Source organism: Homoserinimonas flava, from assembly GCF_054969005.1.
On sequence record NZ_JBUEQS010000001.1, the window covers coordinates 1 to 19,243 of the forward strand.

A 19,243-nucleotide genomic window follows, 5' to 3' on the forward strand; every position below is an offset into this window, starting at 1 on the left:
GCGAACGGGGCATTAGCGTGAGTCACGAAGACCTCCGGTTGAAGATGCGAGTGTGGTAACCCACATCCTGCCCGGAGGTCTTCGCTATCTCACCCGATCACAACGTCCCGAGGAACTACAACTAGTCGCGACTGCACACTCCGAAAGCCCCGCTCATGTGAGCGGGGCTTTCGTCGTTCCAGCAGACGGCGCTTCTGCTGCGACGCCGACGTGGTTCAGGTGGGCTGCGGGGCGAGCCCGTAGTCGCGCGGGCCGACGACGGGCGGCAATTCGGCGAGGCGCTGCAGCGCATCCTGCACCGCGGCAGCATAGACGAGGCCGCCGGCGTCGCCGGGGTGGATTTGGTCTCGCGCGAGGAGCGTCAGCTGCGGGCTGATCGAGTCACGCCAGTTGGCGAGTTCGACATCGCGGTACTGCTGAGCGAATGAGGTGAGGGTGCCGTTGACCCCCTCGGTCCAGTGACGGGGCGCGTAGACGTTCACGAGCACAAGCTGGTGCTCCGTGCCGAGCAGCTCGCGCACTTCGCTCAGTGTGGCCTGATCGACTGGCCCGTTGGTGCCGAGCCCGAGGAGCACGATCGGTCGGAGTGTGCCGGCGTCGATGCGGGCCTCGATAAGCTCGGGCGCACTCGAGAACTGCCGCGACACCGCGGCATCGATGTCGATCCCAGGGAACACACTCTGGAGCGACACTGCCGACGCGAGCATGACTGAGTCGCCGATCGCCGTGATCTGATCGCCCCCTGGGATGACGGGCGCTGGCGGCTCAGCGTCAGCGCCAGCGTTGGGGTCAGCGTCGGCGTCCGGCGCTGCCGAGGGGGGAGCCGCGGCATCCTCGATCGCGTCGCTACCCGACTGGATCTGCTGCTGCACGGTCCCCGTGCCGGGGTCAGCCCCGATGGCACCAGCCGTGCCTGCGACGAGTGCAGCAACCGCGAGAACGGATGCTGCAGCCGCAACGATGCGCCGGGCTCGCTGGCGCCCGCCCGCCAGTCGCACACCGTTCCACGCCGCGCTGAGGGCGCCGCGGAACCCGAGCTGTCTGATGGGCTGCTCGACGAGGGCGTACGAACACTGTGCGGCGATGACGGTGATCACGAGCGCCACGCCGGCAACGACCCAGCGGCCGACAGGGTCATACGCGAACCCGGCGGTCGCGGCCACCGTGAGCACGAACACCGGCCAATGCCAGAGGTAGAGCCCGTACGATCGTTCGCCGATCCAGGCCAGGGGCCGGATGTCGAGCGTGCGGGCGAGGCGCGACCCGGGTTGGATGGCGGCGAGAATCGCGACGGCGGTGAGTATGGCGACGAACGGTAGGCCGCCGAGATAGGTGAAGGCGTCACCATCGTGCATGAGCGCCGAGGCGATGAGCAGCCCTGAGACGGAGATCCATCCGAACGCCTGGAGCAGGCGGGTGAGCGCCGTGCGCTTGCTCATGGTGGTCGCACCGAATGCGAGAGCGGCGCCGAGGGCGAGCCCGAAGCTGTGGGTGTCGGTGCCGAAGTACACCCGTGTGGCGTCGCCGGGGGTCACGATCACTGCCATGGCGATGGCCGAGGCGGCCGCGGCGCCGAGGAGCGTGCCGACGCGCATCCACCGTCGCGGCAGCAGCACAATGGCGAGAAGAAGGAGGGGCCACACGACATAAAACTGTTCTTCGACGGCGAGTGACCAGAGGTTGCGGAAGAGCTCCGGAGTCGCGTCGTCGAAGTAGCTCTGGCTTGCGGCGACCGCGATCCAGTTGCTGCTGAAGGTTGCGGCGCCGAGCACCTGGAGGCCGAGTCCGACGAGGACGTCGCCCCCGATCATCCACGCGGCCGTGCTGCACACGATGACGAGAAGGACGATGGCAGGAAGAAGCCTGCGCGCCCGGCGTACCCAGAACTGCCCGAGGTGGATCGAGCCGGTGCGCTCGCGCTCGCGAAGGAGCAGCGCTGTGATGAGGAACCCGCTGATGACGAAGAAAATGTCGACGCCGATAAAGCCACCGGGAAGGATGCCCGAGCCGAGGTGGTAGACGATGACGACGAGCACCGCAATCGCCCGAAGCCCGTCGAGTCCGCCGAAACGGGTTCCCCCGGGCCCGGCGGTGCTCGTCTCGGTCGTGCTCGGCGTGGCGGTCATGGCTCAAACGATGCTAGCCGGGGCTCGTAGAATCGGGGCTGTGGATTCTGGAGACTCGAGCGAGCTGACGCGCCTCCGCCTCGACATCGCGTACGACGGTTCCGGGTTCAGCGGCTGGGCGCGCCAGACCGCTCTGCGCACAGTGCAGGGCGAGATCGAGTCGGCCATCGGTGTGCTCTTGCGCCGGCATCCGCCGGCACCGCGCCTTGTCGTTGCCGGTCGCACGGATGCCGGGGTGCACGCGACCGGGCAGGTGGCCCACATCGACCTGACTCTGGAGCAGCTCGCATGCCTGTCGCTGCAGCGTCGGCCGGGCACGCGCGGATCGGCCGCCGCGCGGACTGGCGATGCGGATGGCCCCGAGTCGCTCGCTCGCCGGATCAACGGCATCGCCGGCCTCGAGAGTGACTTTGTCATCCACAGGAGCGCTGTCGCGCCCGAAGGTTTCGATGCGCGCTTCTCGCCGATCTGGCGACGCTACGAATACCGGGTGGGGGATGCCGCGGTGCAGCGCAACCCGCTGGTGCGCCACAACACGGTCTGGATCCCGGCGCGGCTCGATGAGCGCCGCATGAACGAGGCCGCCGCTGAGCTGCTCGGCCTCCACGACTTTGCCGCATACTGCCGGCCGAGGGAGGGTGCGACGACGATCCGCACGCTGCAGGAGTTCTCGTGGGAACGCAACGCGGAGGGGGTGCTCGTCGCGAAGGTGCAGGCCGACGCCTTCTGTCACAGCATGGTTCGTTCCATCGTCGGGGCCTGCGTCTCGGCGGGCCAGGGCGCACTCGAACCAGGCCGGGTGGGGGGCATCCTCGCCGAGCGTGAGCGGGGGAGCGAGTTCAAGGTCATGCCGGCGAAAGGTCTCACCCTCGTCGAGGTCGGGTATCCGCCCAACGACGAGCTCGCGGCGAGAGCGCAGCAGACGAGGGCGCGTCGCGAAGCGATCGACTGAGCGGTCGGGCGCACGTCGACCGAATTGACCGGATGCTGCGAGCTCGACTACAGTAGACCCTTGGTGTCTGCGTCTCCGTGCGCGGCACCCGATCATGAGCCCTCCACCGGCCCGTTCACGTGTCATCGATGCGCGAACCGACCACCGGAGTGGGATTCACGAACACCTCACTCGATCAGAAAGCAGCACTCCTGTGACTCGCACATTCTCACCCACGCCCAACGATGTCCAGCGCGAATGGATCATCATTGACGCGACTGACGTCGTGCTTGGCCGTCTCGCCAGCCACGCAGCGACCCTGTTGCGCGGCAAGCACAAGCCGACCTTTGCTCCTCACATGGACATGGGCGACTTCGTCATCATCATCAACGCCGACAAGGTGGCGCTGACCGGTTCGAAGCTTCTGCAGAAGAAGGCCTACCGCCACTCGGGCTACCCGGGCGGCCTCAAGGCCACCAGCTACGCAGAGCTCCTCGAAACGCGCCCAGAGCGCGCCGTCGAGAAGGCGATCCGCGGCATGCTGCCGAAGAACTCGATCGGTCGCGCGCAGCTCACCAAGCTCAAGGTCTACTCGGGCCCAGAGCACCCCCACGCTGCGCAGCAGCCCAAGACCTACACCCTCGGCCAGGTCGCGCAGTAGCGCCGGCCGTCAGAAATAAGGATTTCCAGATAATGGCGAAGATCGCAGACTCCATCGACCAGGCTCCCGAGAGCTTCTCGACCGAGACCCCCGCTTCTGAGGCGCCCAAGGCTCCTCGCGCAATCCTCAACGTGCCCGGCGCCGCCGTCGGTCGTCGCAAGCAGGCCATCGCCCGCGTGCGCATCGTCCCGGGCAGCGGCACCTTCGTGGTCAACGGCCGCGAGCTCGCTGACTACTTCCCCAACAAGCTGCACCAGCAGCTCATCAACGACCCCTTCAAGGTGCTCGACCTGCTCGGCAGCTATGACGTGATCGCCAAGGTCACGGGTGGTGGCCCCTCGGGCCAGGCCGGTGCCGTTCGCCTCGCGATCGCGCGCTCGCTCAACGAGATTGACCGTGAGAACAACCGTCCCGCGCTCAAGAAGGCCGGCTTCCTCACGCGTGACGCTCGCGTCATCGAGCGCAAGAAGGCCGGTCTCAAGAAGGCCCGCAAGGCGTCGCAGTTCTCGAAGCGCTAATCCCGCTCCGGAAACGGGCAACGGAATGGCTCGGCTGTTCGGCACTGACGGCGTTCGAGGACTCGCGAACCGCGACCTAACAGTCGAGCTCGCGCTCGGTATCGCGCAGTCGGCTGCCGTCGTGCTTGGCAAGGGCAGGGTGGCCGACGGTCGCCGCGCCTCCGGTCGTCGACCCGCCGCCGTCATCGCGCGCGACCCCCGTATCTCGGGCGAGTTCATTTCAGCCGCTGTGGCTGCCGGGCTCGCGAGTTCGGGAGTCGACGTGCTTGACGCCGGTGTCCTCCCGACGCCCGCCGCCGCCTTTCTCATCGCCGACATCCGCGCGGACTTCGGCGTCATGATTTCGGCATCACATAACCCTGCGGATGACAACGGCATCAAGATTTTCGCCGTCGGTGGCGTCAAGCTACCGGATGTCGTTGAAGATCGGATCGAAAGCGCATTCACGAAGCAGAAAAAGCTGGCACCGACGGGCGTTGAGGTGGGCCGCATCCGTCGCTTCGCCGACGCTGAGGACCGCTATGTGCTGCATCTGCTCTCCACGCTTCCGGCGCGCCTTGAGGGCATCCATGTCGTGCTCGACTGCGCCCATGGTGCGGCATCCGGTGTCTCGCCCCAAGTGTTCACGGATGCGGGTGCTCGCGTCACCGTGATCGGTGCAGACCCAGACGGCTACAACATCAACGATGGTGTGGGGTCGACGCACCTCGAACGTCTCTCGGAGGCTGTCGTCGCCCACGGTGCTCACCTCGGCATCGCGCACGACGGCGATGCCGACCGCTGTCTCGCGATCGACCACACGGGCGCGACCGTCGATGGCGACCAGATCATGGCGATCCTCGCCCTCGCTCTGAAGGAGCGCGGCCTGCTCAAGAAGGACACGCTCGTGGCGACCGTCATGAGCAACCTCGGTCTGCGCCTCGCGATGGAGGAGCACGGCATCGATATGGTGCTCACGGCGGTCGGAGACCGTTACGTGCTCGAAGCACTCGACGAGCATGGCCTCAACCTCGGCGGCGAACAGTCCGGCCACGTCATCATGAGCGATCATGCGACGACCGGCGACGGCATCCTCACCGGTCTGCAACTCGCGGCCGAGATGGCGAGAACGGGCAAATCGCTCGCCGAGCTTGCCGCCGTCATGACGGTGTATCCGCAGGTGATGATCAACGTGCGCGGTGTCGACCGCGCGAAGCTCGCGGGCAATGCGGGCGTGGCCGCGGCCGTAACGGCGTGGGAGGAGCGCCTCGGCGCGACCGGACGTGTGCTGCTGCGCCCCTCTGGCACCGAACCGATGGTGCGCGTTATGGTCGAGGCGGCCGATCAGGAGACCGCACAGCAGGCGGCCGAAGAGCTGGCTGAGACGGTGCGGCAGGAGCTTGCGGACATCTAGCGTTCCGGGTTTCGATACGGCCCTGGCGGGCCTACTCAACCGGCGGCCTTGTTCAGATCTTGCGGAGCAGGATCTTGTGCACGCGGTGCTGGGCGTCTTTGCGCAGCACGAGGGTGGCACGTGATCGTGTCGGCCGGATGTTCTCGGCGAGGTTCGGCAGGTTGATGCGGTTCCAGATGTCGGACGCGGTCGCCCGTGCCTGCTCCTCATCGAGGCTCGCGTAACGATGGAAGTACGATTCGGGGTCGGTGAAGGCCCCGCGCTGCAGCGTGAGGAAGCGCTCCTCGTACCACCGGGTGATGTCGGTGGTGCGGGCATCCACATAGATGCTGAAGTCGAAGAGATCGCTCACGGCAAGTTTGCCGCCGGACTGCGGTGGCTGCAGCACGTTGAGCCCTTCGACGATGAGGATGTCAGGGCGACGCACAACGACTTCAGCGCCCGGAATGATGTCGTAGGTGAGATGCGAATAGACGGGCGCCCTGACCTCATCGACCCCGCTCTTGACCTGCGTGACGAAGCGGAGGAGACCGCGTCGGTCGTATGACTCGGGAAAGCCTTTGCGTTGCATGAGCCCGCGGCGCTCAAGCTCGGCGTTTGGCAGGAGAAAGCCGTCGGTGGTGAGCAGCGCGACCCGCGGGGTGGTATCCCAGCGGGAGAGCAGCACGCGGAGCAAGCGCGCGATCGTCGACTTGCCGACCGCGACCGAGCCCGCGACGCCGATCACGAACGGGGTGCTGGGGGAGCGTTCGCCAAGAAACGCGCTTGTCGCAGAGTGAAGCTGTTGCGCCCCGACGGCGTAGAGGTTGATGAGTCGACTCACCGGCAGGTAGACGTCGGAGACCTCGTCGACCTCGAGCATGTCACCGAGTCCGCGCAGCCCGACGATCTCCTCGGGGGTGAGGGGGAGGGGGGTCGATGGGGCGAGTTCTGCCCACGCGGCCCGCTCGATCTCGACGAAGGGGGAACTGCTGGGCGCGCCCGAATTGGGATCGGACATCGCCTTGAAGCCTACCGGCAGTGTGGGCGGGCCTTCGCGCAGCCCGGCTGGCATAGAATCGGGCCCATGTGTGGAATCGTGGGCTATGTCGGAACCAACAAGAGCATTGAGGTGCTGATGGGCGGTTTGCGCCGCCTCGAGTACCGGGGCTACGACTCCGCGGGCGTGGCCGTGCTTGGCGTCGATGGCACGCTCGACACCCGCAAGAAGGCGGGCAAGCTGCAGATGCTCGCCGATGAGTTGGAGCAGCATCCGCTTGCCAACGGTGCGACCGGCATCGGCCACACGCGCTGGGCGACCCACGGCGGGCCAACCGACAGCAATGCGCACCCGCACCTCGGCGACGAGGGAAAGCTCGCGCTCATTCACAACGGCATCATCGAAAACTTCGCCGAGCTCAAGCAGGAGCTCATCGACGAGGACGCATCGACCGTGTTCCTGAGCGAGACCGATAGTGAGGTCGCGGCCCTGCTCGTCGGCCGCGCCTATGCGCGGACCGGCAACCTCGCCGAGGCGCTGCGCTCGGTTGTCGCGCGCCTCCACGGTGCCTTTACGTTGCTCGTCATGCACGTCGATGAGCCAAACGTCGTCGTCGGTGCCCGTCGCAATTCCCCGCTCGTCATCGGTCTCGGTGACGGCGAGAACTTCTTGGGTTCGGATGTCGCAGCATTCGTCGAGCACACCCATCGCGCCATGGAGATCGGGCAGGATCAGCTCGCGATCATCACGCCCGACAGCGTCACCGTCACCGATTTCGACGGCAACCCGGTCGAGGCAAAGGCCTTCGAGGTTGCCTGGGATGCTTCTGCCGCCGAGAAGGGCGGCTGGTCGAGCTTCATGGCGAAGGAGATCACCGAGCAGCCGGAGGCGGTCGCCAAGACGTTGCTCGGCCGTGCGGTCGACGGTGCCGTGCATCTCAGCGAACTCGATGAGCTCGGCGACGGGGCGCTCCGCGGGATTGACCGCATCGTTATCGTCGGCGCCGGCACGGCGAACTATTCCGGCATGCTTGCCAAGTACGCGATCGAGAAGTGGGCCAGGGTGCCTGTCGATGTCGAGTTGGCGCACGAGTTCCGCTACCGCGACCCGATCCTCACCCCGACGACCCTCGTTGTGTCGATCAGCCAGTCTGGCGAAACCATGGACACCCTCATGGCGGTGAAGTACTCGGGCGAGAATGGCGCGCGCACCGTCTCGGTGTGCAACACGCAGGGGGCCACCATCCCACGCGAGTCGGATGCCGTCATCTACACGCACGCGGGGCCGGAGGTCGCGGTCGCATCGACGAAGGCGTTCGTCGCCCAGGTCGTCGCGCTCTACCTCCTCGGCCTGCACATCGCGACCGCGCGTGGCTCGCTCTCCGCGAGCGAGATTGCCGATGCTGTTGCCGAACTGCAGGCGCTGCCCGAAAAGATGTCGACCGTGCTTGAGGAGCACGAGACGATCAAGCAGCTCGCCGGCTGGATGGCCGACACGCGCTCGGTGCTCTTTCTCGGTCGCCACGTCGGGTTTCCTGTCGCCCTCGAGGGTGCCCTGAAGCTCAAGGAAATTGCCTACATTCACGCTGAGGGGTTCGCCGCCGGTGAGCTGAAGCACGGCCCCATCGCGCTCATCGAGCCTGGCGTGCCGGTGTTCGTCGTGGTGCCGAGTCCGCGCGCGGCAGACTCACTGCACAAGAAGGTCGTCTCGAACATTCAGGAGATTCGTGCGCGCGGTGCGCGCATCCTCGCGATCGCTGAGCAGGGTGACGCAGCGGTGCTGCCCTACGCCGACGTTGTGATCCCGGTGCCGCTCGCTGACACGCTGTTCGAGCCCTTGCTCGCGGTCATCCCGTTGCAGATCTTTGCGCTCGAGCTCGCTTCGGCGAAGGGGCTGGATGTCGACCAGCCGCGCAACCTCGCCAAGTCCGTCACGGTGGAATAGCCGGTGATCCTCGGGGTGGGGGTCGATCTCGTCGACCTGGCCCGCTTCGAGCGGGCGGCGAGCCGCACCCCACGTTTGCTTGACCGCCTGTTCGCCGAGAGCGAACAGTGGGATCGTGACCGCCGGCGACCTCTGCGCTCGCTCGCGGCGCGCTTCGCCGCAAAAGAGGCACTCATCAAAGCCGTCGGCGACTCGACCGGCATGCGGTGGCACGACATGCGCGTTGTCTCCGATGAACACCGAAACCCATCGTTCGAGCTGCACGGCAACATCGCCGCGATTGCGGGTGCCCGCGGCATCACAACCTTCCACCTCTCGATGAGCCACGACGGAGGACTCGCCATCGCCTACGTCATCGCCGAGGGCGGTGCCCGGTGAGCGGGGTGCTGCGTGAGGCATCCGTGTCGCTCTCGGCGATCAGTGCGAACGTCGAGCGGCTCCGTGCCCTCGCGGGCGGCGTCCCAGCCATGGCGGTCGTGAAGGCCGATGGATACGGGCACGGCGCCGTCGCATCGGCGCGGGCGGCGATCGAGGGCGGAGCCGAGCGACTCGGAGTCGCCGACATCAGCGAGGCTCTCGCACTGCGGGAGGCGGGCATCACCCAGCCGATCATGGCCTGGCTGCACGCGCCCGACGAAGACTTCGCTGCCGCGGCCGAAGCGGGCATCGAGCTGGGGCTCAGCCGCCCAGAGCAACTCGAGCGCGTGGCGGCGACGGATGCCACGCCCACTGTGCACCTCAAAGTCGACACGGGTCTCGGCCGCAATGGCGCCGAGCGGGCCCTGTGGCCCGGGCTCTTCAGTCGTGCCGCCACGCTCGAACGCCAGGGCCGCCTCCGTGTCGCCGGGGTGTTCTCGCACCTGGCGAACGCGGGCCGACACGAAGACCTCACGCAGGTCGCCGCATTCGAAGAGGCGGTGGCCGCTGCGCGCGATGCGGGCCTCGCACCCGAATGGCGCCACCTCGCCGCGACGGCTGGCGCAATCGACGTGCCCGAGGCGAGATTCGACCTCGTGCGGCTTGGCATCGGCATCTATGGACTCTCGCCGTTTGATGATCGCGACGCTGCGACCCTCGGGCTCGTGCCCGCCATGCGGCTGTCAGCACCGGTTGCCGCGGTCAAGCGCGTTCCTGCCGGGTCCGGAGTCTCATACGGCTTTGCCTATCGGACGCGCGCTGAGACGACGCTCGCGCTGGTGCCGCTCGGCTATGCCGACGGCATTCCCCGCCAGGCCTCGAATGCTGGGCCAGTGATGATCAACGGAGCACGCTTCACGGTGTCTGGCCGCATCGCGATGGATCAGTTCGTCGTCGATGTTGGCGCAGCGAGGGTCGAGATCGGTGACCGTGTGGTGCTTTTCGGCGATCCTGCCGAGGGGGTTCCGACGGCGGACGCCTGGGCTGCCGCCGCTGGCACCATCAACTATGAGATTGTGACGCGCATCGGCCCGAGAGTCACCCGCACGTGGCAGTCATGATCGAGCGCACCATCGAGACGCCCGAGGCGATGGGCGAACTCGGTGCCCGCATCGCACGCGAACTCCGCGCCGGTGATGTCATCGCCCTCAACGGTGAGCTTGGCGCCGGCAAGACGACCTTCACGCGGGGTCTCGGTGAGGCGCTCGGCGTGCGGGGGGCAGTGACGAGCCCCACCTTTGTGCTTGCCCGCACCCACCCGAGTCTCGTGGGCGGGCCACCGCTCGTGCACGTCGATGCCTATCGCTTGGGCCACCCGGCCGAGCTTGACGATCTCGACATCGACTTTGCGGCATCCATTGTTGTCGTCGAGTGGGCGGCCGGGATGCTCGACGCGGTGGTCGACGAGTGGCTCGAGATCGGCATCCGGCGCCCCATCGGCGGGGTCGAATCGGAGGAGGGTGTCGAGCCACGGGTGGTGCGCATCGAGGGCCGTGGCGCGCGGTGGCGCGACATTAGGCTGGACTGATGCTCCTCTCCATCGACACCTCTGGCGGCACGACGGTCGCCGTTGTCGACCGCGACCTGGGCGTGATTGCCGAGCACACCGAGCCAGACACACGTCGGCATGCTGAGGTCATCGGCGACCTCATCACCCGCGCCCTCACCGACGCTGCTGTCGCCGTAACCGACCTGTCCGGTGTCGCAGTGGGCATGGGTCCTGGCCCGTTCACTGGTCTCCGCGTCGGCATCGCAGCAGCGCAGACGTTCGCGCTCGGCGCTGACCGGCCGGCCGTGCGGGTGAACAGCCACGACGCCATCGCCTACAGCCACTACGCACGCGGTGGCGACGGCCCGCTGCTGGTCGTGACGGATGCGCGCCGCCGAGAGGTTTATTGGTCGGCATATTCCGGCGCCGACCCCGAGGGCATCCCCGTGCGCGCGGCAGGCCCAGGTCTCACCGCCCCCGATGGGCTGCCTGCGGCGGTCGATGCGTTCGGGAGCTACGAGCGCCTCGACGATGCGCCGGTGTCGGCGGGCGACCTCGGCATGCTTGCAGAGCTGCTCCACGCGCACGGTCGCGAACTCGCGGGCAGGGAGCCGCTGTACTTGCGCTCGCCGGATGTCACGCTCGCGAGTGCACCGAAACGTGTGAGCTCATGACCTGGCTGTTGCGGCGGGCGGGCGCCGACGACCTTGCAGCGATCATGCAGCTCGAGACTTCGACCTTTGCGAGGGATGCCTGGTCGGCGTCCGCGATGGCGGCGGAGCTGTCGAGCCCGCACACCCTCTATTTCGTCGCGCTGCGCGATGACGAGACCGGTGACACCATCGACGGCTATGCCGGACTCTTGGCCCCCGTCTCGGCGCAGCAGGCCGACATCCAGACCATCGCGGTGGCGGAGCATGCCCGACGTTCCGGGCTCGGCCGCACCATGATGCAGCACCTCATGACGGAGGCGCGGCAGCGAGGCGCGAGCGAGGTGTTTCTCGAAGTGCGGGCCGACAACCCGGGGGCGCAGGCGCTCTACGCCCTGCTTGGTTTCGAAATCATCGGGGTGCGACCCCGCTACTACCAACCGGACGGCGTCGACGCGATCGTCATGCGCTGCCAGCTCACCGAGCCCAGCGCCGCCTTCACGACGGGAGCGAGCCATGAGCACTAAAACCGCGGGGCCACTCGTGCTCGGCATTGAGACGAGCTGCGACGAGACCGGTGTCGGCATCGTGCGCGGCACGACTCTCCTTGCCAACGTCATTGCATCGTCGATGGATGAGCACGCGCGCTTCGGCGGCGTCGTTCCGGAGATTGCAGCACGAGCCCACCTCGAGGCGATGACCCCGACCATCACCGCTGCGCTCGCCGAGGCGAACGTCACCCTCGCTGAGCTCGACGCGATCGCCGTCACGAGCGGGCCTGGCCTGTCCGGCGCCCTCATGGTCGGTGTCGGCGCGGCGAAGGCACTCGCGATTTCGCTCGATACCCCGCTCTACGCCGTCAATCATCTCGTCGGTCATGTCGGTGCCGACGTGCTCGCGGGCCACGAGGTCGAGTATCCGACCGTCGCGCTGCTCGTGTCTGGTGGCCACACGTCGTTGCTGCTTGTGCGCGACCTCGTGAGCGACGTCGAGCTTCTCGGCGAAACAATCGACGATGCCGCCGGTGAGGCATTCGACAAGGTGGCACGCCTGCTCGGGTTGCCGTATCCCGGGGGCCCAGAAATTGATCGCGCCGCGGCATTCGGTGACCCGAAGGCGATCAGGTTTCCGCGAGGGCTGAGCCTGCCAAAAGATATGGAGCGGCACCGCTACGACTTTTCGTTTTCCGGGCTGAAGACGGCGGTCGCCCGCTGGGTCGAGCAGCGGCGCGACGCGGGTGAGGAGGTGCCGGTGGCGGATGTCGCGGCCAGCTTCCGCGAGGCGGTCGCCGATGTGTTGCTCACGAAGGCGGTCAATGCCTGTCGCGATCTTGGCGTGCCACGGCTCCTGCTCGGCGGTGGCGTCGTCGCGAACGCCCGCGTGAGGGCGCTCGCCGAGGAGCGTTGTGCGGCTGCGGGGATCGCCCTCCGGATTCCGCCGTTCTCGCTCTGCACCGACAACGGTGCGATGATCGCCGCGCTCGGGGCGCAACTCGTCTCGGCCGGACGGCCCCCCTCGGGGATGGGATTCGGCGCGGATTCGACTCTCCCTGTCACGAGCATCCAGGCGTAACGTCGGGAGACGAAGGGGTGTCGCGATTGACACTCGGATGGGCACGATGCCACGATGGCACCGCACTCAATCAGGACTGCCAAATTATCAAGGAGACTCTCGTGTCTGAATCCACCCCGGCCGCACCCCCGGAGCCCACGCCGTACTCCGCAGCCCCAGCCGGTGGCGCAACCGGTCAGAAGGCTCCCGTCCTCAGCATCATCTCCCTCATCACCGGTATTCTCGGCCTTCTCGGCTCGTGGATTGGCTTCCTGTCGCTCGTCGGCCTAATTGGCATCTTCTTGCCGATCGCCGCGATCGTCACCGGCTTCCTCGGCAAGAAGAAGGAGCCGCAGGCGGCCAAGGGTCTCTGGCTCACCGGCCTCATCACCGGATTCATCGGCCTCGCGCTGACGCTGCTGTTCGTCATCATCAGCACGATCGCGGTCGTCGCGCTCGGCGAGTACAGCACGAGCTACTCGTACTGATTGCTTTAGAGCACAGGGTCCGCGCCGCTTGGTGCGGACCCTTTGTTGTTGTTGGGCTCCATCAGACACAATGGCTTCATGACGACCAACGAGCCTGAGAACGTTCCTCCTGTGCCGAACCCGCCAACGGATGCCGGCCACCCGGCGCCCGAGGCCACTCCGGCTGCACCCGCAACATCGACCCCGCCGGCCGCTCCCGCGGTGCCCGCCTACGGGCCGGGCACGCCGCAGCAGCCCTACGGCGCCTCCGAGCAGCCGGCGCAGCCTGCCTACGGCGCTCAGCAGCCATACGGCGGCCAGCAGCCTTATGCCGCCTCCCCATACCAGTCGGGGCCTGTCCTGCCCAAGGGGCTTTCGCTCACCGCGATGATCACGGGCATCATCGGTGTCGTGCTCGGCACCTTCGGCTGGGGTCTGCTTCCGGCCATCGCCGGTGTCATCTTCGGCCACCTCGGCCAGCGCAAGGAGCCGCACGCGAAGCCGCTCTGGCTGACCGGTATCATCACCGGCTACGTCGGCCTCGGCCTCAACCTGTTGTGGTTGCTGTTCTGGGTCGTCATCTTTGTCCTGGCGTTCTCAGACTCGTCATCGAGTTTCTGAGCTTCCGCGCTCTGACGCTGAGCGCTTAGCGCTGAGTGATCTGACGCTCGGCGAGCAGCGCCACGCGGCGACCGGCCACCCTCGTGAGCACGAGGGTGGCTTCGCCATCTCCCCGCGGTGCTAGGCGGCGCCGGAGGGCGGCCGGGTCGATGTCGACCCCGCGCTTCTTGATTTCCACGCGTCCGATGCCGCGCACCTGAAGCTCACGCTTCAGTCGGCGTTCGTCGAGGGGAAACTGCGCGACGATGCGAAAGCGGGCTGCGAACGGTGTGTCGACCGCGAGATCGCTCGAGATGTAGGCGATATCGTCGCTCACCATGCGGCCGTCAAGTTGCCGGGCGAGATCGCCGATCAGCCGGGCTCGAATGACCGCACCATCCGGCTCATAGAGATATTCGCCGAGTGCGCCAACCTCGACATCGGCACTGTCAGCATCGGCCGTCATTTCGGCGGCACCGTGAGCGGCGACGACGAGCGCGGCGCGCCGCACCTCCGGCCGTGCTGCCGCACCGAACCACACACCGAGCTCGACAACGTCACGATCGACCGAGACCCACTGCGCTTCGGCCTCGGCGGGGATCACCTCGCGGTCGACGCCGGGCCCGAGCTTGACCCCCACCGGCATCCGTTCGGCGAGCCCGAACGCGAAGTCGAGTGACGGTGACCAGTCGGCCGGGTCGTGAAGGCGCCCGCGATCGTTGCGCCTCGCCGGGTCGAGCCACGCGGCATCGACATCGTCGAGCGCGGTCGACTCTGCGTCGGCATGCCGTACGGTCACGGATGACCACGGTGCGAGATTGTAGGCGGCGATCGCGGCCGTCGGCTCGTCTCGCTCCACCGCGAGCACCCCGAGGTCGAGGGCGGCCAGCGCAAGCGAGTCGGCGCCGATGCCGCAGCCAAGGTCGGCGACCCGACGCGCGCCCGCGGCGCGGAAACGCTCGGCGTGCCGCGCGGCGACGCTCAACCGGGTCGCCTGCTCGAGACCGGCCTCGGTGAAGAGCATGCGCTCGGCGAACGGCCCGAACTTTGCCTGCGCGCGGCGCCGCAGCTTCGACTGGGTGAGCACGGCGGCGACGAGTCCGGGGGAGTGGCCAGCCCCGCGCAGCTCGCTCACGAGGCGCACGACATCCGTGGAGTTCTCGTATGCGGGGAGCGAATCGAGCAGCCGGAGACCCTCGGGGGTGAGCAATTCGGCGAGCTCCGCAGCATCCATCTGTTCATTATTCAGGACCGCCTGTCGTGAAGGTGACGGGGTGGTCTTCGGGCGGCGGATTGGCACTCGGATTGCAAGAGTGCCAGTGCGACCGGTACAGTTGTTCTGGCACTCTCCCCGTGAGGGTGCTAACCCCAAGTTTCTTCACGTACTTCAGAAAGAGGTCAACCGTGTCGGTGTCCATCAAGCCGCTCGAAGATCGCATTGTCATCAAGCAGGTCGAAGCCGAGCAGACCACTGCTTCTGGTCTCGTCATTCCTGACACTGCCAAGGAGAAGCCCCAGGAGGGCGAGGTTGTGGCGGTCGGCCCCGGTCGCATCGACGACAACGGCAACCGCATCCCGCTCGATGTCGCAGTCGGCGACAAGGTGATCTACTCCAAGTACGGCGGCACCGAGGTCAAGTACGGCGGCGACGACCTGCTCGTGCTCTCGGCCCGCGACGTGCTCGCGGTGGTCGTGCGCTAAAGCGCATTTCTTGCACGAAGGCCCGCTCGGCTCACGCCGGGCGGGCCTTCGTCGTTGTGCGGCGGTTAGCATTCATGAGTGAGCCCAGCACCCGCCCAAGCCGACCCGCGGATGCAACGGCGCTCCGGTCTGCTCTACGCGGCAGGTGCCTACGGGCTCTGGGGCTTCATGCCAGCGTTCTTTCTTCTCCTGGCCCCGTCGAGCCCGTTCGAGATCGTTGCGGGTCGCATCCTGCTCTCGCTCGGTTTCTGTGCCGTGCTGCTCACCGTGACGCGCTCGTGGCCGAGTGTTGTCGCGGTCGTGACCTCGCCGAGACTGCTGCTCATCATGGGGGTCGCCGGGGCGCTCATCGCGGTCAACTGGCTCGTCTTCGTCTTCGCTGCCCTCGATGGGCAGGTGCTCGCGTCGTCGCTCGGCTACTTCATCAATCCGCTCTTCACGGTGCTGCTCGGGGTGCTGCTACTCCACGAGTCGCTGCGGCCGCTCCAGTGGGTGGCGGTGGGCCTCGGCGTCGTCGCGATTGTCGTCCTCGCAGTCGGCTATGGGGAGATCCCCTGGATCTCGCTCGTGCTCGCGGTGACGTTCGGGCTTTACGGGCTCATCAAGAAGCAGGCGGGTCCCCGCATCGGCGCACTCGCCGGCCTCACGGTCGAGACGCTCTGGCTCGCGATTCCCGCCGGCATCGTCATCGGCGTCATCGCAGCCGGCCCGGGCATCGAAGTGGGGAGTAACGGCACCGGGCATGCGCTGCTCTTCGTGCTCTCCGGAGCCGTCACCGCGGTGCCCCTCTTGCTGTTCGCTTCGGGCGCCCGGCGTCTGCCGCTCGTCACCATGGGGCTCGTGCAATACCTTGCCCCCGTGCTCCAGTTCATCCTCGGCGCCTTCATCCTGGGCGAGTCGATGCCGCCGGAGCGCTGGGCGGGCTTCGGCATTGTGTGGCTCGCGATCACCGTCCTGACGGTGGACATGCTCAAGGAGGGCCGGCTATCGCGCCGCGCCTTGCCGGAGCTCGGCTGATCTCTCGGTAGGGTTCGTGGTGCTTGCGGCGCCCACGAGAGCGTCGGCCAGGGCGTAATTCGAGAAGAGGAAGAGCCATGTCACGCGTGCGTGCTGCGGTCTGCACGGTTGCCGCCATCATGGTGCTCTCGTCGTGTTCTGCTGACCCGATCGTCACCCCGACGGCATCGCCGCGGCCAAGCCCACCGGCGGCATCCGGTGACGGTGTTGTGCGCATCGGCACACTCATGCCGACCTCTGGTGAGCTTGCCTTCCTTTCGCCTGCGCAAGTCGCGGGCGTGGAGCTTGCGGTGCGGGAGATCAATGAGGCCGGCGGGGTGCTCGGCGTGCCGGTCGAGGTGTTCCACCGCAACTCCGGCGACGCCGACACCACCACGATCGAGACGTCCTATGCCGAACTTGTCGCGCACGAGGTCGATGTCATTATCGGCCCGGCCTCGTCGGTGCTTTCGGAACGCATCCTTCCCCTTGCGATGGTTGACGGCATCGCACTGATTTCACCCTCCGCGACAGCGCCCGTGCTCTCCACGCTCGACGACAATGGTCTCCTGCTGCGCACGGTGCCGTCGGCGGCCCTGCAGGGTCGTGCGATTGCATCCGTGCTCGCCGAAGAGGGTGTCGAATCCATCGCATCAGTCTCGTTCGACGATGCGAACTCGTCCGCCGTCGGCGCGGCCCTCATCGATGCAGCGGGCGACATTGTGACCGTCGACGAAACCTTCACCGCCGAGACGGATGTCGCGGCGCTCGTCGATCTCATCGCAGAGTCGGCCCCGCAGGCCGTCGTCGTGTCGAGCCCGTTCTCCGTCTCCGAGACGACCGCCGCGCTGCTCGCCGGCCTGGTGGGAGCGGGCATCACCGCCGACGCGCTCTGGCTCACGAGCTCCAACCTTGCTGATTACTCGCAGCTCCTTGCGGCCGGCACTCTGGAGGGTGCCCGCGGGCTGCTCGATGGTCGCGCTGTCGATGAGGGCTTCGCGGCGCGAGTGCGCTCCATGGACCCAGGGCTCGCCGACGTGCGGTACGCCGCTGAAGCATACGACGCGACCGTGCTCGCGGCACTCGCGAGCGTGACGGCCGACGACGATGGCGGTCGTTCGATCGCCTACTCTGCGCTCGACGTCTCTGGCGGAGGCATCAAGTGCCTGAGTTTCGGAGAATGCCTCAGTGTTTTGGAGTCTCGTGACGACATCGACTACGACGGTGTCTCTGGCCCGCTCGACCTCGATTCGAACGGCGATCCGTCAGCAGCGGTGTATCGCCTCCACACCTATGGAGCGGACAACCGCCCAGTAGCGACGGGCGACATCCTGACGGGGTAGAAGGTGCCGGAACGATGTTCGCGCTCCCATAGCGGCGATTACGGGGCTTTTGAGCATGTTACCGCCCCGTAACACGGAGGTATTGTGCGGGAACCTCGCTGGACATACCGTTGCAAGACGGCAGTTTTCTGCCGTGTTTTTCATCACATTCACAACGCAAGGAGCAACATGAGCGTATTCGCGAAGGCAAAGGCCGGTTCGCGCGGGCGCAGAGCCCTCTACGCCGGAGTCGCAGGCCTGGGCGCTATGGCACTCGTGCTGAGCGGCTGTGCCGCCGAGGACGGCGGCACCGGTGGCGGCACCGACGGTGAAGACCTCACCCTCAAGATCGGCACTGCGCTCCCCATCACAGGCAACCTCGCCTTCCTCGGCCCGCCCGAGGTTGCAGGTGTCAAGTACGCCGCGGCACAGATCAACGAGGCAGACCTTGGCATCCAGGTCGAGATCGTCGAGGGTGACTCGGGAGACACCGACAACAAGGCCTACGAGACCGAGATTCCTCGCCTCCTCGGCGAAGACGTGTCGGCCATCATCGGCGCCGCGTCGTCTGGTGTCTCGCTGCAGTTCATCGATCAGGTCGTCGCAGCCGACACGATCCTCTTCTCGCCGGCGAACACCTCTGACGCCTTCACCTCGTACGACGACAACGGCCTGTACTTCCGTACCGCACCGTCTGACGTTCTGCAGGGTGAGGTCCTCGGAAACCTCATCGCAGAGGACGGGCACCAGACGCTCGGCCTCATCGTGCTCAACGACTCGTATGGCACGGGCCTCGAGAAGTACACCACGGAGGCCTTTGAGGCCGCCGGCGGTGAGGTCGTCGCAACGTCGTCGTACAACACTGGCGACACGAGCTTCGACGCGCAGATCAACGAGGTCCTCGCTGCTGACCCGGACGCGATCGCACTGATCACGTTCGAGGAGGTTAAGACGATGCTTCCGAGCATCCTCAGCTCCTTCGATGCAGAGAACCTCTACTTCGTCGATGGCAACCTTGCCAACTTCGGTGAAGAGTTCGAGCCCGGCGCCCTCGCCGGTGCCAAGGGAACCTTCCCCGGCACCAACGTCGATGACCTCGCGGACTTCACGACCGAGCTCAACGACTTCTGGGTTGAGGACGGCAACGACGAGCTCAGCGAGTACACCTACGGCGCCGAGTCCTACGACGCCGTGATGCTCCTTGCGCTCGGTGCTTTGAAGGCGAACTCGACTGAGGCCACCGACATTGCTGCCGCGCTGCAGGAGGTCTCAGGCGGCAACGAGGAGCCGGGCGAGAAGTGCACGACGTTCGTCGACTGTGCCGAGCTGCTCAACTCTGGCGAGACCGCCGACTACGACGGCATCTCCGGCCCGATCACGTTCGACGAGGTCGGCGACCCGACCGAGGCGACGATCGGCATCTACCAGTTCGGTGAAGACAACACCTACTCGGCCTACACCGGCTGAGCACAGTGAACGAAGGGCCCGGGTGCATCCG

General features: G+C 66.8%; 20 protein-coding genes. 17 read left to right on the plus strand and 3 right to left on the minus strand.

The genetic code is table 11. The features are described 5' to 3' along the window. Positions 1-215: 215 nt before the first annotated feature. Positions 216-2,126: an acyltransferase family protein gene (locus ACY48M_RS00005; RefSeq protein ID WP_462818198.1), complete on the minus strand. Its 1,911-nt coding sequence runs from the start codon at positions 2,124-2,126 to the stop codon at positions 216-218. A gap of 10 nt (positions 2,127-2,136) precedes the next feature. Between ACY48M_RS00005 and ACY48M_RS00010 the strand changes: the two genes are divergently transcribed. The 4 genes from ACY48M_RS00010 to glmM all read left to right on the plus strand — a co-directional run bounded on the left by ACY48M_RS00010 (position 2,137) and on the right by glmM (position 5,629). After that, positions 2,137-3,078, plus strand: a complete 942-nt coding sequence (locus ACY48M_RS00010) for a tRNA pseudouridine synthase A (protein WP_462819218.1) — start codon at positions 2,137-2,139, stop codon at positions 3,076-3,078. Positions 3,079-3,271: 193 nt separating this feature from the next. After that, positions 3,272-3,718 carry a 50S ribosomal protein L13 gene (rplM, locus tag ACY48M_RS00015; protein WP_462818199.1) on the plus strand — a complete coding sequence of 149 codons (447 nt, stop codon included), beginning with the start codon at positions 3,272-3,274 and terminating at the stop codon, positions 3,716-3,718. Between the two features lie 32 nt (positions 3,719-3,750). Then, positions 3,751-4,236 carry a 30S ribosomal protein S9 gene (gene rpsI, locus ACY48M_RS00020; RefSeq protein WP_462818200.1) on the plus strand — a complete coding sequence of 162 codons (486 nt, stop codon included), beginning with the start codon at positions 3,751-3,753 and terminating at the stop codon, positions 4,234-4,236. Positions 4,237-4,261: 25 nt separating this feature from the next. Next, positions 4,262-5,629 (plus strand): phosphoglucosamine mutase, encoded by a 1,368-nt coding sequence (gene glmM, locus ACY48M_RS00025; protein WP_462818201.1) that lies wholly within the window; start codon positions 4,262-4,264, stop codon positions 5,627-5,629. Positions 5,630-5,681: 52 nt separating this feature from the next. Here the strand turns inward: glmM and coaA are convergent, their stop codons facing one another. Then, positions 5,682-6,629 carry a type I pantothenate kinase gene (gene coaA, locus ACY48M_RS00030; RefSeq protein ID WP_462818202.1) on the minus strand — a complete coding sequence of 316 codons (948 nt, stop codon included), beginning with the start codon at positions 6,627-6,629 and terminating at the stop codon, positions 5,682-5,684. 66 nt (positions 6,630-6,695) lie between these two features. Here coaA and glmS point away from each other — a divergent pair, with 66 nt between their 5' ends. From glmS to ACY48M_RS00075, 9 genes are all read left to right on the plus strand, one after another. Beyond that, a complete protein-coding gene (glmS, locus tag ACY48M_RS00035) occupies positions 6,696-8,552 on the plus strand; it encodes a glutamine--fructose-6-phosphate transaminase (isomerizing) (protein WP_462818203.1) in 1,857 nt (618 codons plus the stop codon). Positions 8,553-8,555: 3 nt separating this feature from the next. Beyond that, positions 8,556-8,930 (plus strand): holo-ACP synthase, encoded by a 375-nt coding sequence (locus ACY48M_RS00040; protein WP_462818204.1) that lies wholly within the window; start codon positions 8,556-8,558, stop codon positions 8,928-8,930. Next, complete coding sequence (gene alr, locus ACY48M_RS00045; protein WP_462818205.1) at positions 8,927-10,030, plus strand: alanine racemase; 1,104 nt, start codon at positions 8,927-8,929, stop codon at positions 10,028-10,030. Before ACY48M_RS00040 ends, alr begins: the two co-directional genes overlap by 4 nt. Continuing rightward, positions 10,027-10,497, plus strand: a complete 471-nt coding sequence (tsaE, locus tag ACY48M_RS00050) for a tRNA (adenosine(37)-N6)-threonylcarbamoyltransferase complex ATPase subunit type 1 TsaE (RefSeq protein ID WP_462819219.1) — start codon at positions 10,027-10,029, stop codon at positions 10,495-10,497. The genes alr and tsaE overlap by 4 nt, the downstream gene beginning before the upstream one ends. Further along, entirely contained in the window at positions 10,497-11,132 is a 636-nt protein-coding gene (gene tsaB, locus ACY48M_RS00055) for a tRNA (adenosine(37)-N6)-threonylcarbamoyltransferase complex dimerization subunit type 1 TsaB (protein WP_462818206.1), read from the plus strand. Before tsaE ends, tsaB begins: the two co-directional genes overlap by 1 nt. Continuing rightward, entirely contained in the window at positions 11,129-11,635 is a 507-nt protein-coding gene (gene rimI / locus ACY48M_RS00060) for a ribosomal protein S18-alanine N-acetyltransferase (RefSeq protein WP_462818207.1), read from the plus strand. Before tsaB ends, rimI begins: the two co-directional genes overlap by 4 nt. Beyond that, a complete protein-coding gene (gene tsaD, locus ACY48M_RS00065) occupies positions 11,625-12,680 on the plus strand; it encodes a tRNA (adenosine(37)-N6)-threonylcarbamoyltransferase complex transferase subunit TsaD (protein WP_462818208.1) in 1,056 nt (351 codons plus the stop codon). The genes rimI and tsaD overlap by 11 nt, the downstream gene beginning before the upstream one ends. Before the next feature lie 101 nt (positions 12,681-12,781). Continuing rightward, on the plus strand, positions 12,782-13,147 hold the full coding sequence (locus tag ACY48M_RS00070; RefSeq protein WP_462818209.1) for a DUF4190 domain-containing protein: 366 nt from the start codon (positions 12,782-12,784) through the stop codon (positions 13,145-13,147). Positions 13,148-13,225: 78 nt separating this feature from the next. Next, positions 13,226-13,747, plus strand: coding sequence for a DUF4190 domain-containing protein (locus tag ACY48M_RS00075; RefSeq protein WP_462818210.1), 522 nt, complete (start codon positions 13,226-13,228; stop codon positions 13,745-13,747). 25 nt (positions 13,748-13,772) lie between these two features. On the opposite strand, the gene ACY48M_RS00080 is transcribed toward ACY48M_RS00075, so the two are convergent. Continuing rightward, the gene (locus ACY48M_RS00080) at positions 13,773-14,960 is read right to left on the minus strand and encodes a THUMP-like domain-containing protein (RefSeq protein ID WP_462818211.1); all 1,188 of its coding nucleotides are present in this window, start codon (positions 14,958-14,960) and stop codon (positions 13,773-13,775) included. Positions 14,961-15,130: 170 nt separating this feature from the next. Here ACY48M_RS00080 and groES point away from each other — a divergent pair, with 170 nt between their 5' ends. The 4 genes from groES (at position 15,131) to ACY48M_RS00100 (ending at position 19,212) form a co-directional block, all read left to right on the plus strand. Then, on the plus strand, positions 15,131-15,427 hold the full coding sequence (groES, locus tag ACY48M_RS00085; protein WP_108517758.1) for a co-chaperone GroES: 297 nt from the start codon (positions 15,131-15,133) through the stop codon (positions 15,425-15,427). A gap of 78 nt (positions 15,428-15,505) precedes the next feature. After that, positions 15,506-16,444, plus strand: a complete 939-nt coding sequence (gene rarD, locus ACY48M_RS00090) for an EamA family transporter RarD (protein WP_462818212.1) — start codon at positions 15,506-15,508, stop codon at positions 16,442-16,444. Positions 16,445-16,521: 77 nt separating this feature from the next. Further along, the gene (locus ACY48M_RS00095) at positions 16,522-17,766 is read left to right on the plus strand and encodes an ABC transporter substrate-binding protein (protein WP_462818213.1); all 1,245 of its coding nucleotides are present in this window, start codon (positions 16,522-16,524) and stop codon (positions 17,764-17,766) included. A 168-nt stretch (positions 17,767-17,934) separates the two neighbouring features. Further along, positions 17,935-19,212 carry an ABC transporter substrate-binding protein gene (locus ACY48M_RS00100; RefSeq protein WP_462818214.1) on the plus strand — a complete coding sequence of 426 codons (1,278 nt, stop codon included), beginning with the start codon at positions 17,935-17,937 and terminating at the stop codon, positions 19,210-19,212. Positions 19,213-19,243: the final 31 nt, after the last annotated feature.

Coding starts and splice junctions, on each gene's coding strand:
- ACY48M_RS00075 (WP_462818210.1), top strand. CDS start 13,226: ATGACGACCAACGAGCCTGAGAACGTTCCTCCTGTGCCGAACCCGCCA.
- tsaE (WP_462819219.1), top strand. CDS start 10,027: ATGATCGAGCGCACCATCGAGACGCCCGAGGCGATGGGCGAACTCGGT.
- ACY48M_RS00100 (WP_462818214.1), top strand. CDS start 17,935: ATGAGCGTATTCGCGAAGGCAAAGGCCGGTTCGCGCGGGCGCAGAGCC.
- tsaB (WP_462818206.1), top strand. CDS start 10,497: ATGCTCCTCTCCATCGACACCTCTGGCGGCACGACGGTCGCCGTTGTC.
- rpsI (WP_462818200.1), top strand. CDS start 3,751: ATGGCGAAGATCGCAGACTCCATCGACCAGGCTCCCGAGAGCTTCTCG.
- ACY48M_RS00010 (WP_462819218.1), top strand. CDS start 2,137: ATGCTAGCCGGGGCTCGTAGAATCGGGGCTGTGGATTCTGGAGACTCG.
- ACY48M_RS00005 (WP_462818198.1), bottom strand. CDS start 2,126: ATGACCGCCACGCCGAGCACGACCGAGACGAGCACCGCCGGGCCCGGG.
- ACY48M_RS00095 (WP_462818213.1), top strand. CDS start 16,522: ATGTCACGCGTGCGTGCTGCGGTCTGCACGGTTGCCGCCATCATGGTG.
- glmS (WP_462818203.1), top strand. CDS start 6,696: ATGTGTGGAATCGTGGGCTATGTCGGAACCAACAAGAGCATTGAGGTG.
- tsaD (WP_462818208.1), top strand. CDS start 11,625: ATGAGCACTAAAACCGCGGGGCCACTCGTGCTCGGCATTGAGACGAGC.
- glmM (WP_462818201.1), top strand. CDS start 4,262: ATGGCTCGGCTGTTCGGCACTGACGGCGTTCGAGGACTCGCGAACCGC.
- rimI (WP_462818207.1), top strand. CDS start 11,129: ATGACCTGGCTGTTGCGGCGGGCGGGCGCCGACGACCTTGCAGCGATC.
- coaA (WP_462818202.1), bottom strand. CDS start 6,629: ATGTCCGATCCCAATTCGGGCGCGCCCAGCAGTTCCCCCTTCGTCGAG.
- ACY48M_RS00080 (WP_462818211.1), bottom strand. CDS start 14,960: ATGGATGCTGCGGAGCTCGCCGAATTGCTCACCCCCGAGGGTCTCCGG.